We start from the raw sequence: 13397 nt of genomic DNA, 5'->3' as shown, positions 1-13397 counted from the left end.
AATCGGTAATGTGCGCTCGCGCCCTAGTCGATTTTCGCGAGCACCGACCGGATCGTCTCGACCATCCGGTCGATGTGGTTCTTCTCCAGGATCAACGGCGGCGAGAGGGCGATGATGTCGCCGGTGACGCGGATCAGCAGGCCCTCGTCGAAGCAGGTCTCGAAGACCTCCATCGCCCGGGCGGTCGGGGCGCCGGGGCGGGGGGAGAGCTCGATCCCGGCGACGAGGCCGAGGTCGCGCACGTCGATCACGTGGCGCGCGTCGGCGAGGCTATGGACGGCGTCTTGCCAGTAGCCCTCGATGCCGGCGGCGCGGGCGAAGAGGTTGTCCTCCTGGTAGGTCTCCAGCGTCGCCAGGCCCGCCGCGCAGGCCAGCGGGTGGGCCGAGTAGGTGTAGCCGTGGAAGAGCTCGATGGGGGCGTCCGCGCCCTCCATCATGGCGTCGTAGATCTGGCTCGAGGCGGCGACCGCGCCGCAAGGCACGGCGGCGTTGGTCAGGCCCTTGGCCATGCAGATCATATCCGGCGTGACCCCGAAGCGGTCGGCGGCGAAGGGGGCCGAGACGCGGCCAAAACCGGTGATCACCTCGTCGAAGATCAGCAGGATATCGTGCTTGTCGCAGATGGCCCGCAGGCGCTCCAGATAGCCCTTGGGCGGGATCAGCACCCCGGTGGAGCCGGCCACCGGCTCGACGATCACCGCGGCGATATTGGAGGCGTCGTGCAGGGCGACGATCTTCTCCAGCTCGTCGGCCAGGTGCGCGCCGTTGTCCGGCTGGCCCTTGGCGAACTGGTTGCCGGGCAGGCCGTGGGTGTGGGGCAGGTGGTCCACGCCGGTCAGCAGCGAGCCGAAGTACATCCGGTTCTTCGGGATGCCGCCCACCGAGATGCCGCCGAAGCCCACGCCGTGATAGCCGCGCTCGCGCCCGATCAGCCGGGTCTTGGTCCCCTTGCCCCGGGCGCGGTGGTAGGCCAGGGCGATCTTCAGCGCCGTGTCGACCGACTCCGAACCGGAGTTGGTGAAGAAGATGCGGTCCAGGCCCTTCGGCGTGATCTGCGCCAGGCGCGAGGCGAACTGGAAGGCCAGCGGGTGGCCCATGTTGAAGCAGGGCGCGTAGTCCATCTCCGCCGCTTGGCGTTGGATGGCCTCGCGGATCTTCGGTCGATCGTGGCCGGCGTTGACGCACCAGAGGCCCGAGGTCGCGTCCAGCACCTCGCGGCCCTCGGGCGTGCGGTACCACATGCCACTGGCCGAGGAGAGCATACGGGGATGGGCCTTGAACCGCCGGTTCGGCGTGAACGGCATCCAGAAGGCGTCGAGGTCGTTGGCGCCGAAGTCGGGCATGGCGAACTTCCTTGGAGATCTCTTGCATTGTGATCGCAATTACGCGTCAACTTGCAAGCCCTTCACGGAAAGTCCGGGATGAAGACCCGCAAGCCGCTCGCCGATCAGACAGCCGTGCACGACCAGGTGTACGAGGCGATCCGGCAAGCCCTGATCACCGGCCGCATCGCGCCGGGCAAGGGCGTGAGCTTGCGCAGCCTGGCCGCCGAGCTGGGCGTCTCGCCCATGCCGGTGCGCGACGCGGTGCGGCGGCTGGCGGCCGAGCGGGCCTTGGCGATCAACCCCGCCAACAAGCGCCTGTCCGTGCCTTCCCTGAGCGCCGACCGGCTGGAGCAGCTATCCCTGGCCCGCCTGTGGGTCGAGCCGGAGCTGGCGGCGCGGGCCGCCGCGCGCGCCGACGCCAGCCTGGTCCGCCAGCTGCAGGCCATCGACGCCGATGTCGACGAGGCCCTGCGGCTGGGCGACGTCGATCGCTACATGACCGCCAACCACGCCTTCCACTTCGCGATCTACGAGCGCGCCGGGGCCGAGGTGCTGGAGGCGATGGCCGGCGGTCTGTGGCTGCAGATCGGGCCCTTCATGCGGGTGGTGTTTGGCCGGGTCGGGGCCGACGGCCTGGTCGCCGACCGCCATGCCGAGGCCATCGCCGCGCTCAAGGCCAAGGATTCCGACGGCGCCCGACGCGCCATCGCCGCTGACCTTTCCGAAGGCATGGACAAGATGCGGGCGGCCGTGGAGGCCATCGCGTGAGCGCCCGGCTTGACAGCGGGCAAGCCCGCGCGAACTGTGATCACAATAAGAGGGATCAATGACCCTGCCCGCCGACATCGCCGAGCGCCTGGCGCGTCTTGCTCTTCCGAGCCAGGCGGTGATCGACGGCGTCTTTGTCGACGCGATCTCGGGCGAGACCTTCGACAACGTGTCGCCGCGCGACGGGAAGGTGCTGAACACCGTCGCCGCCTGCCAGAAGGAGGACGTGGCCCTGGCGGTGTTCGCCGCCCGCACGGCCTTCGAGGACGGCCGCTGGCGCGACCAAGGCCCGCGCGCCAAGAAGGCGGTGCTGTTCCGTCTGGCCGAGCTGATGGAGCGCGACGCCGACGAGCTGGCGCTGCTGGAGAGCCTCGACGTCGGCAAGCCTATCAGCGACGCCCGCAACGTCGACATCCCGCTCGCGATCAACACCTGCCGCTGGTACGCCGAGGCGCTGGACAAGATCTATGGCGAGGTCGGGGCTTCTCCCGTGGATCGCCTGAGCTACGCCGTCCACGAGCCGCTAGGCGTGATCGGGGCGATCGTGCCGTGGAACTTCCCGCTGCACATGGCGATGTGGAAGGTCGCCCCGGCCCTGGCCATGGGCAACTCGGTCGTGCTGAAGCCCGCCGAGGAGTCGCCGCTGACGGCCCTGAAGCTGGGCGCCTTGGCCCTTGAGGCCGGGCTGCCGGCCGGGGTGCTCAATGTCGTGCCGGGGCCCGGCGCGGTCACCGGCGAGGCCCTGGCCCTGTCGATGGACGTCGACATGATCGCCTTCACCGGCTCGGGCCCGGTCGGCCGCAAGCTGATGGAATATTCCGCGCGCTCGAACCTGAAGCGGATCAGCCTGGAGTTGGGCGGCAAGTCGCCCCAGATCGTCTTCGCCGACTGCCCCGACCTGGAAGCCGCCGCCCAGGCCGCCGCCTGGGGCGTGTTCTATAACCAGGGCGAGGTCTGCACCGCCGCCTCGCGCCTCTTGGTCGAGGCCTCGATCAAGGAAGCCTTCGTCGATCGCGTCGCCGAGGTCGCCAAGGGCATGAAGGTCGGCGACCCGCTGGATCCCTCGACCCAGTTCGGCGCCATGGTCAGCGAGCGCCAGATGAACACCGCGCTGGGCTACATCGCCATCGCCGGCACGCAGGGCGCGCGGCGGGTGCTGGGCGGCGGCCAGGTGCTGAAGGAGACTGGCGGCTTCTATGTCGAGCCGACCATCTTCGACCGCCTGCAGCCCAGCCACGCCCTGGCCCGCGAGGAGGTCTTCGGCCCGGTGCTGGGGGTGATGAGCTTCACCACCGAGGACGAGGCGATCGCCCTGGCCAACGACACCGTCTATGGCCTGGCCGCCGGTCTCTGGACCTCGGACATCAACCGGGCTCTGCGCGGCGCGCGGCGGCTGAAGGCGGGCCTGGTCTGGGTCAACGGCTGGGACGCCTGCGACATCACCATGCCGTTCGGGGGCTTCAAGCAGTCGGGCTTTGGCCGTGACCGCAGCCTTCACGCGTTGCACAAGTACGCCGACCTGAAGTCGGTGTCCGTGACGCTGAGGTGACCCATGACCACGCTTAATCTCGTTGAAACCGAAGCCTTCATCGACGGCCTCTGGGTCCAGGGCGACAAGACCTTCGACGTGCTCAATCCCGCCGACGGGACGGTGATCGCCAAGGTCGCCGACCTGGGCGAGAGCGAGACCAAACTGGCGATCGACGCCGCCCATCGCGCCTTCCCCGCTTGGGCCGCGCGGACCGCCAAGGAGCGCGGGGCGATCCTGCGCAAGTGGAGCGACCTGATGCTCGCCCACGCCGACGACCTGGCCCGGCTGATGACCGCCGAGCAGGGCAAGCCGCTGGTCGAAGCCAAGGGCGAGGTGTCCTACGGGGCGGCGTTCATCGACTGGTTCGCCGACGAGGCCAAGCGCGCCTACGGCCACACCATCCCGACGCCAATGCCCGGCAAGCGCCTGGCCTCGATCAAGCAGCCGGTCGGCGTGTGCGCCGCCATCGCGCCGTGGAACTTCCCGATCGCCATGATCACCCGCAAGGTCGGCCCGGCCCTGGCCTCGGGCTGCACCGTGGTGGTCAAGCCGGCCGCCGAGACGCCGCTGTGCGCTCTCGCCATCGCGCGCCTGGCGATCGAGGCGGGCGTGCCGGCGGGCGTGCTGAACGTCGTGACGACCACCAACTCCAGCGCCGTCGGCAAGACGCTGTGCGACGACGGCCGGGTGCGCAAGCTGTCGTTCACCGGCTCCACCCCGATCGGCAAGGTGCTGTACCAGCAGTGCGCCGGCACGATGAAGAAGCTCTCCCTGGAGCTCGGCGGCAACGCGCCCTTCATCGTTTTCGACGACGCCGATCTGGAGGCCGCCGTCGATGGCGCCATCGCCTCCAAGTATCGCAACACCGGCCAGACCTGCGTCTGCGCCAACCGGCTGATCGTGCAGTCGGGCATCCACGACGCCTTCGTCGCGCGGCTGGCTGAAAAGGTCTCCGCGATGAAGGTCGGGCCCGGGACGGGCGAGGGCGTGGTGATCGGTCCGCTGATCAACGAGAAGGCCATTCAGAAGGTCGAGGCCCTGGTGCGCGAGGCCGTGGCCGGCGGCGCCAAGGCGGTGGTCGGCGGCGACCGCCATAGCCTGGGCGGCCTCTTCTACCAGCCGACCGTGCTGTCGGGCGCGACGCCCCAGATGCGCCTGTTCAACGAGGAGATCTTCGGCCCGGTCGCGCCGGTGGTGAAGTTCGAGACCGAGCAGGAAGCCATCGATCTGGCCAACGCCACGCCGTTTGGCCTGGCGTCCTACTTCTACAGCCGCGACGTCGCCCGCTGCTGGCGCGTGGCCGAGAAGATCGAGGCCGGCATGGTCGGCATCAACGAAGGCCTGATCTCCACCGAGGTCGCGCCGTTCGGCGGGGTCAAGGAGTCGGGCCTGGGCCGCGAGGGCTCGTCCGAGGGGCTCGAGGAGTACCTGGAGACCAAGTACCTGTGCTTTGGCGGGGTGGCCGGATGACGGTGTCCAGCGCCGCCATTTCAAAAGCTCCGTCATCCCGCGCTTCATGCGCGGGACCCATCCGTCCGTCGCACGTGCGAATGGAGGCGGGCGCGGAGATGTCGGCGGCGCTTTACGTGCGGGCTGAACCATGGGTCCCGCGCATGAAGCGCGGGATGCCGGCGGGAGAGGTGGCGAGATGATCACCGAACTCTCCAGACCTCTCGCCGATCTGCTGAACCAGGAACGCGCGCGGTTCACGGCTGAGCATCCTCGCTCCGCCGCCATGGCCAAGGCGGCCGCCGCGCACTGGCGGGGCGGCGCGCCGATGCACTGGATGAACGATTGGGCGAGCCCCTCGCCCATCTTCGCCGCCCAGGGCGTCGGGGCGCAGATCACCGACGTGGATGGCAAGCTCTACGACGACTTCTGCCTGGGCGACACGCCGTCGATGTTCGGTCACGGCGATCCTTCGGTGGCGGCGGCGGTGTCCGACCAGATCAAGCGCGGGGCGGGCTTCATGCTGCCGACGCCTTCCGCCGCTATCGTCGGCAAGCTGCTGGCCGAGCGGTTCGGCCCGCCGCTGTGGCAGACGGCGACCACGGCCAGCGACGCCAACCGCGGGGCGATCCGCTGGGCCCGGGCGGTCACCGGCCGGCCCGTGATCCTGGTGTTCGACGGCTGCTACCACGGCATGGTCGACGACGCCTTCGTGGTGCTGAAGGACGGCCAGCCCGTGATGAAACCGGGCCTGCTGGGCCAGGTCCACGACCTGACCGCCACCACCTGGGTCGTCCCGTTCAATGACCTCGCCGCGCTGGAGATGGCCCTGGCCTCCGACCAGGTCGCCGCCGTCCTGGCCGAGCCGGTGATGACCAACTGCGGGATGATCCTGCCGGAGCCCGGCTTTCACGAGGCTCTCCGCCGCCTGACCCGCGACGCCGGGACCCTGCTGATCATCGACGAGACCCACACGATCTCGACCGGTCCCGGCGGCTACACCCGCGCCCATGGGCTGGAGCCCGACATCTTCGTGCTGGGCAAGGCCATCGCCGGCGGCGTGCCGGCGGCCGTCTGGGGCGCCACCGCCGAGCTCTCGGCGCGGATGGACGAAGCCCAGGCACGGATCGGGCCGGGTCAGTCCGGCATCGGCACGACCTTGTCCGGCAACGCGCTCGCCATGGCCGCTATGCGGGCGATGCTGACGCAGGTGATGACCGACGCCGCCTACGCCAAGATGCTGGCCGGCGCCGAGCGGCTGGTGGCGGGGCTGAAGGGCGTGATCGCGTCGCGCAAGCGGCCCTGGTCGGTCGTCCATGTCGGCGCGCGGGTGGAGCTGGTCTTCGCCGATCCGCCGCCCCGCAACGCCGGCCAGATGCGAAAAGTGCTGGACCACGAGGCGGTGGAAGCGCTGCATTTGTGGCTGATCAACCGAGGGGTGCTGATCGCGCCCTTCCACAACATGATGCTGGTCTCGCCCGTCACCGACGACGCGGCGATCGACCGGCTGGTCGCGGCCGTGGATGGCTTCGCGGCGGAGATGGGGAATATGGAATGAGTTTTTCGCGATTTGAGCGCCCCCTCCGTCTCGATGCGTATTCGCATCGATCCACCTCCCCCGCTTGGCGGGTGAGGAGGGGCATCATCCTCCCCCGTGCAACGGGGGAGGGGGACCGCGAAGCGGTGGAGGGGGCGTCCGCATGAGCGCTGTCGCCGATATCCAGGAATGCCGGGACTTCCTGGCCGCCAATCCGCAAGTGCGGTTCGTCGAAGTGTTCTTCACCAGCATGACCGGCGTGCCGCGCGGCAAGCGGCTGCGGGTGCATGAGCTGGAGGCGATCTACAATTACGGCCGCTTTCTGCCGGGCTCGATCCTGGTGGTCGATACGACCGGCGCCGACTGCGAGGACACGGGCCTGGTTTGGGAAGACGGCGACGCCGACCGCCGGGCGCGGCCCGTGCCGGGGACGCTGACCCTGGCCCCGTGGCTCGGTCCCGACGTCGCCCAGGTGATGCTGTCGCTGTACGAGCTGGACGGGACGCCCAACGATCTCGACCCGCGCCACGTGCTGCAACGGGTGCTGGACCGTTACGCCGCCGACGGCCTGACGCCCGTCGCGGCCTGCGAGCTGGAATACTACCTCGTGGACCTGCAGCGTGGCCCGCGCGGCGAGCTACTGCCCGCCAAGTCGGCCCTGACCGGCATGGCGCCGACGGGGATCCAGGTTTACGGCCTGCCGGAGCTGGAGGCCCACGCCCCGTTCCTGCGCGAGCTGTGGGATACGGCCGATACGATCGGCGTGCCGCTGGAAGGCGCGATCTCGGAATTCGCCCCGGGCCAGGTCGAGCTCACTTTGATGCACAAGCCCGACGCCCTGCGCGCGGCCGACGACGCGGTGCTCTACAAGCGCGCCGCCAAGGGCGTGGCCTTGCGCCACGGCTGCGAGGCGACCTTCATGGCCAAGCCGTGGAGCGACCGCGCCGGCAACGGCTTCCATGTCCATCTCAGCGTCAACGACGCGGCGGGGAACAACCTCTGCGCCAGCGAGGACCTCGAGGGCTCGGACCTGCTCAAGCACGCGATCGGCGGCATGAAGGCGCTGCTGGGCGATGGCATGGCGATCCTGGCGCCCAACGCCAACAGCTATCGTCGCTTCAAGGCCAACAGCTACGCGCCGGTCGCGCCGACCTGGGGCGTCAACAACCGCACCGTCTCGCTGCGCGTGCCGGCCGGTCCGCCCAAGACCCGCCACGTCGAGCACCGCGTCGCCGGCGCCGACGGCAACCCGTATCTGGTTCTCGCCGTGCTGCTGGCCAGCGCCCACCACGGCATCACCAACAAGATCGATCCCGGCCCGGCCGTGGTCGGCGACGGTTACGCGGCGGCGGCCAAGGAGAACATCCGCCTGCCCAACAACTGGTTCGCGGCGGTCGACCTCTTCGAGAAATCGGACGTGCTGCGCGACTACCTCGGCGACCGCTTCGTGGACATGTTCGTCTCGGTCAAGCGCACGGAACAGGCGCGCTTCTTCGAGGTGGTCACCGAACTGGATTTCGACTGGTACCTGCGCAACGCGTGAGGTTGCGTGAGGAGGGTTTTCCCTCCCCATCCAAGGGGAGGAACTGAGCTTGTGCTGCGAACGTCAATGTCCGTCGTCGGACGACATAGAGGGAGATAGGGGACCATGAGCACCATCACGCGGAGAGGCCTGAACCGCCGTTCGCTGCTGACGGCCACCGGCGCCGCCGCCATCGGCCTGACCTTCACGGCCTGCGGCGAGAAGCCCAAGGCCACGCCCGGCGGCGAAGAGCCCAAGCTGAACTTCTACAACTGGGACACCTATATCGGCGAAACCACGCTGGGGGACTTCAAGAAGGCCACCGGCGTCGACGTGAACATGAGCCTGTTCGCGACCAACGACGAGCTGTTCGCCAAGCTGAAGGCCGGCAATCCCGGCTTCGACGTGATCGTGCCGTCGAACGAGTTCGTGACCCGCATGAGCCAGGCCGGCCTGTTGGAGCCGCTGGATCACGCCAAGATCCCGAACATGAAGAACATCGACCCGTCGTTCCTGAACCCGGAATACGACCCGGGCCGCAAGTTCTCGATGCCCTATACCTGGCTGCTGCTGGGCATCGGCTATCGCAAGAGCAAGGTCCAGGGCGTGCCCGACAGCTGGAAGTGGCTGTTCGACAGCGACAAGTACAAGGGCCACATCGCCCTGCTGTCGGAGAGCGCGGACCTGGTGCGTCTGTGCGCCAAGTATCTGGGCCACTCGGTCAACAACATCCCCGAGGACATGCTGCCGAAGATCGAGCAGATGCTGATCAAGCAGAAGCCGTTCGTGAAGGCCTTCCACGACGACAACGGCCAGGACCTGCTGGCCTCGGGCGAGGTCGATCTGGTGCTGGAGTACAATGGCGACATCGCCCAGGTGATGAAGGACGATCCGGACCTCGATTTCGTGGTGCCGAAGGAAGGCAGCCTGATCAACTCCGACACCCTGTGCATCCCGAAAGGCGCGCCGCGTCCGAACAACGCCCACGCCTTCATCAACTACCTGCTGGACGCACAGGCCGGGGCCGAGATCAGCAAGACGATCCTGTACCCGACCCCCAACGCGGCGGCCAAGGCGCTGATGCCGGACGACTACAAGAACAACAAGGTCATCTTCCCGCCCGCCGACATCATGGCCAAGTGCGAGTACGGCGCCTTCGAAGGCGCGGAAAAGGCCAGCCAGTACGAGGAAATCATCACCCGGGTGCGGGCGGCTTAGGGGAGCGACGAGGAGCTAGTTCCTCCCCCGCGACGCGGGGGAGGTGGCCCAGAGGGCCGGAGGGGGCCAGTTCGGCCGATTTCCAGCTAGCCCCCTCAGTCGCTCCGCGACAGCTCCCCCGCATCGCGGGGGAGCATCTTCAAGGACGAGCTCCATGGAACAATCCTGGAAACAGGCCAAAGCCGTCTTCGCCGCGGCGCTGGGACCGCCGTTGGTGTGGCTGGTGCTGTTCTTTCTCGCGCCCATGGCGATCGTCTGGGCCTACAGCTTCGGCCACAACGCGGGCCTGACCGAGATCGAGATCACCGGCACGTTCCACAACTACGCGCGCGCGATCGAGCCGCTGTACCTGAAGATCTTCCTGAAATCGGTGTGGGTGGCGGCCCTGACCACGGCCCTGTGCCTGGTGGCGGGCTTCCCGGTGGCGCTGGCCATCACCTTCGCCTCCGACAAGGCCAAGGCCTGGCTGCTGCTGCTGATCATGCTGCCGTTCTGGACGAACCTCCTGATCCGCACCTACGCCCTGATCGCCGTGCTGCGCACCGAGGGGTATGTGAACCAGGGCCTGGAATGGCTGTGGAACGGCGGCAGCGGCCTGGCGGCGCTGGTCGGCCTGCAGCCCTTCGGCGACTTCCAGCCGCTGGGCCTGCTGCACAACAATTTCGCGGTGATCCTGGGCCTGGTCTACGTCCACCTGCCGTTCATGGTGCTGCCGCTCTATTCGGCGCTGGATCGGCTGGACAAGTCGTTGCTGGAGGCCAGTCTCGACCTCGGCGCCGGGCACCTGCGGACGATCTTCAAGGTCGTGGTGCCGCTGGCCATCCCGGGCATCGCCTCGGGCGTGCTGATCACCTTCATCCCGGCGCTGGGCGCCTATCTGACGCCCGACCTGCTGGGCGGTCCCGACAGCCAGATGATCGCCAACGTCATCGAGCGCCAGTTCAAGCGCGCCAACGACTGGCCGTTCGGCGCGGCCATGTCCTTCCTGCTGATGTACCTGACCTTCATCGCCATCGCGATCCAGGCGGTGCTGTCCAAGAAGACGCCGGAGGCCAAGGGATGAGAAGACGGTTCAAGTCCATTCCCTCCCCCTCGATGGGGGAGGGTAGGGTGGGGGTGAGGCGGCGGTTCCGCTCGCGCCCTGTCCTGACGCGCTGTCACCCCCATCCCCAACCCTTCCCCCATCCAAGGGGGAAGGGGGAGGTGTTCCCATGACCAAACGCTCTCCGCCCGGTCCGCTGGAGTACCTGCGCCGCTGGCCCATGCGCCTGTGGCTGGCCGCCGTCGGGATCTTCCTCTACGCGCCGCTGGTCGCCCTGATGGTGTTCAGCTTCAACGACAGTCGGCGCAACATCGTCTGGAAGGGCTTCACGCTCAAATACTACGAGAAGCTGTTCGACAACTCGGCCCTGCTGGAGGCCTTCGCCAACAGCCTGACGATCGCGGCGGTCTCGACCGTGGTCAGCCTGGTGATCGGGGCCCTGGCGGCGCTGGTTCTGTGGCGCTTCCGTTTCCCGGGCAAGACGGCGCTGGACGGCGCCCTGGCCCTGCCGATCGTGGTGCCAGAGATCTGCATGGGCGTGGCCATGCTGGTGTTCTTCGCCAAGGTCATGCCCTGGCCGCAGGGCCTGCCGTGGCCGCTGAACCTGGGCGCGATCATCATCGCCCACGTCTCGTTCTCGTTCCCGTTCGTGGCGGTGGTTGTGCGGGCCCGCATGGCCAGCTTCAACCGCGAGATGGAGGAGGCCGCCCGCGACCTGGGCGCCGGCGAGTTCCGCACCATCAGGGACGTGATCCTGCCGCACATGGCGCCGTCGCTGGTGGCCGGCGCGCTGTTGGCCTTCACGCTCAGCCTGGACGACTTCGTCATCACCTTCTTCACCGCCGGGCCCGACACGGTGACCTTCCCGGTGAAGGTCTATTCGATGGTCCGCTTCTCGGTGACGCCCGAGGTCAACGCGGCCTCGACGGTGCTGATCGTGCTGACCGTGCTGCTGACGGCGGCGGCGCTGAAACTGCAAGGCAACCCGGCCGCCACGGCGGGTCATGGGGCGGGGGACGGGAAATGACCAAACCGATCATCACCTTCGAGAACGTCACCAAGCGCTTCGGCAAGCTGGCGGCGGTCGACAACGTCTCGCTGACCGTCAACGAGGGGGAGTTCTTCGCGCTGCTGGGACCGTCCGGCTGCGGCAAGACCACCCTGCTGCGGATGCTGGCCGGCTTCGAGACGCCGACCGAGGGGCGGATACTGATCGACGGCCAGGACATCTCGAACATCCCGCCCAACAAGCGGCCGGTGAACATGGTGTTCCAGTCCTACGCCGTGTTCCCGCACATGACCGTGGCCGACAACGTCGCCTACGGCCTGAAGGTCGACCGCGTGCCCAAGGCCGAGCGCGACACCCGCGTGGCCGAGGCGCTGGAGCTGGTGCAGCTGGGCGGTCTTGGCGAGCGCAAGCCCGACCAGCTGTCCGGCGGCCAACGCCAGCGCGTCGCCCTGGCCCGGGCCCTGGTCAAGCGTCCGCGCGTGCTGCTGCTGGACGAGCCTCTGTCGGCCCTGGACGCCAAGCTGCGCGAGCAGATGCGCACCGAGCTCTGCACCCTGCAGGAGAAGGTCGGGATCACCTTCATCATGGTCACCCACGACCAGGACGAGGCCCTGGCCCTGGCCACCCGCTGCGCGGTGATGAGCAAGGGCGTGCTGCAGCAGGTGGCCACGCCCAGCGACCTCTACGAGTTCCCCAACAGCCGCTTCGTGGCCGACTTCATCGGCCAGGTGAACCTGTTCGAGGGCGTGCTGGCCGTCGACGAGCCCAGCCACGCGGTGATCAAGTCGCCGGACCTGCCGGTCGACATCTTCCTGGACCACGGCGTCACCGGCCCGCGCGGCGGCACGGCGTGGGCGGCGCTACGGCCCGAGAAGATCGAGCTGCACAAGAAGGAGGGCGACGAGCCGCCGAACCTGGGCGACTGCCCGAAAGGCTTCAACGCGGTGGCGGGCGTCATCAAGCACGAGGCCTATCTGGGCGGCTCCTCGACCTACGAGGTCGAGGTTCTTACGCCCAGTGGAGGAGGCCGCCGCGTGAAGGTCCAGCGCTCGAACCTGACCCGCTGGGACCAGGAAGACTTCAAGCTGGGCGAGACGGTGTGGCTGTGCTGGCACGCCTGCTCGCCGGCGGTGTTGTTGAGTTGACGTCATGACCACCCGCCCCGTCGCCGGGATTATCTGCTGCACGCGCACGGTCGGCGTCGAGCCGGCCCAGGCGGTGATGAGCCGCTATGTCGAGGCGACCATGGAGCACGCGGACGTGGCGGCTTTGCTGGTCCCGTCGCTGCCCGGTCTGATGCGCGCGACCGAGGTCGCCGGGCGGCTGGACGGGCTGATGCTGACCGGCAGCCCCTCGAACCTCGATCCGGCGCTCTATGGCGAGGAGATCGGCGACGCGCCGGGCCCCTTCGACGCGGCCCGCGACGGCATGACCGCCGACCTGATCAAGGCCATGCTGGACCTGGGCAAGCCGGTGTTCGGCGTCTGCCGGGGCTTCCAGGAGATCAATGTCGCGTTCGGCGGCACGCTGCGGCGAGACATGGCGGCCAACCCCGACCTGATCGCCCACCACGCGCCCGACGACGTCGACTTCAACGGCATGTTCGGCCACACGCACGAGGTGGCCCTGACCCCGGGCGGCGTGCTGGCGCGTGCCTTCGGCGCCGAGGCGGCGGTGGTCAATTCGGTCCACTACCAGGGCGTCGACCGGCTGGGCGAAGGCCTCGCCGTCGAGGCCCGCGCGCCGGACGGCGTGGTCGAGGGCTTCTCCGCCACCGTCAACGGCGCCCCGGTGCTGGCGGTCCAGTGGCATCCCGAATGGAAGCCGGCCCAGAACCGGCAATCGCAAATCTTCTTCGAAATCTTCGGACGCGCCCTCAGAGGCGCGCCGCCAGATCCTGTTTCCCCGCTCTGAAGTGAAGGCTTCGTAGTGGGGAAACAGGATCAAAATCAGATATTTAGAGCGTGTCTGGCGGCGAAACCGCTTACACTTTCGC

The 13397-nt window shown here is 68.3% G+C and carries 11 protein-coding genes; 10 read left to right on the top strand and 1 reads right to left on the bottom strand.

What is annotated here, in order from left to right; all coding sequences use genetic code 11:
• Positions 1-23: 23 nt before the first annotated feature.
• Positions 24-1343, bottom strand: coding sequence for an omega-aminotransferase AptA (aptA, locus tag J2728_RS14005; RefSeq protein ID WP_310000022.1), 1320 nt, complete (start codon positions 1341-1343; stop codon positions 24-26).
• Between the two features lie 78 nt (positions 1344-1421).
• Here aptA and J2728_RS14000 point away from each other — a divergent pair, with 78 nt between their 5' ends.
• From J2728_RS14000 to J2728_RS13955, 10 genes are all read left to right on the top strand, one after another.
• A complete protein-coding gene (locus tag J2728_RS14000) occupies positions 1422-2093 on the top strand; it encodes a GntR family transcriptional regulator (RefSeq protein WP_310000020.1) in 672 nt (223 codons plus the stop codon).
• Positions 2094-2151: 58 nt separating this feature from the next.
• Positions 2152-3642, top strand: coding sequence for an aldehyde dehydrogenase (locus J2728_RS13995; RefSeq protein ID WP_310000018.1), 1491 nt, complete (start codon positions 2152-2154; stop codon positions 3640-3642).
• Positions 3643-3645: 3 nt separating this feature from the next.
• On the top strand, positions 3646-5094 hold the full coding sequence (locus J2728_RS13990) for an NAD-dependent succinate-semialdehyde dehydrogenase (RefSeq protein ID WP_310000016.1): 1449 nt from the start codon (positions 3646-3648) through the stop codon (positions 5092-5094).
• Positions 5095-5224: 130 nt separating this feature from the next.
• On the top strand, positions 5225-6631 hold the full coding sequence (locus tag J2728_RS13985) for an aspartate aminotransferase family protein (RefSeq protein ID WP_310000014.1): 1407 nt from the start codon (positions 5225-5227) through the stop codon (positions 6629-6631).
• A gap of 142 nt (positions 6632-6773) precedes the next feature.
• Positions 6774-8153 carry a glutamine synthetase family protein gene (locus tag J2728_RS13980; protein WP_310000013.1) on the top strand — a complete coding sequence of 460 codons (1380 nt, stop codon included), beginning with the start codon at positions 6774-6776 and terminating at the stop codon, positions 8151-8153.
• A 105-nt stretch (positions 8154-8258) separates the two neighbouring features.
• Complete coding sequence (locus J2728_RS13975) at positions 8259-9350, top strand: ABC transporter substrate-binding protein (protein ID WP_310000012.1); 1092 nt, start codon at positions 8259-8261, stop codon at positions 9348-9350.
• Between the two features lie 154 nt (positions 9351-9504).
• Entirely contained in the window at positions 9505-10413 is a 909-nt protein-coding gene (locus J2728_RS13970) for an ABC transporter permease (RefSeq protein ID WP_310000010.1), read from the top strand.
• Between the two features lie 148 nt (positions 10414-10561).
• Complete coding sequence (locus tag J2728_RS13965) at positions 10562-11419, top strand: ABC transporter permease (protein ID WP_310000009.1); 858 nt, start codon at positions 10562-10564, stop codon at positions 11417-11419.
• Positions 11416-12546: an ABC transporter ATP-binding protein gene (locus J2728_RS13960; protein WP_310000007.1), complete on the top strand. Its 1131-nt coding sequence runs from the start codon at positions 11416-11418 to the stop codon at positions 12544-12546. The genes J2728_RS13965 and J2728_RS13960 overlap by 4 nt, the downstream gene beginning before the upstream one ends.
• A 4-nt stretch (positions 12547-12550) precedes the next feature.
• Entirely contained in the window at positions 12551-13315 is a 765-nt protein-coding gene (locus tag J2728_RS13955; RefSeq protein WP_310000005.1) for a gamma-glutamyl-gamma-aminobutyrate hydrolase family protein, read from the top strand.
• Positions 13316-13397 lie beyond the last annotated feature (82 nt).

It is taken from the genome of Caulobacter segnis (assembly GCF_031454995.1).
Classification (GTDB): domain Bacteria; phylum Pseudomonadota; class Alphaproteobacteria; order Caulobacterales; family Caulobacteraceae; genus Caulobacter; species Caulobacter segnis_E.
Note: the sequence above shows the minus strand (reverse complement) of the source record. Positions and strands in the feature narration are given on the sequence as shown.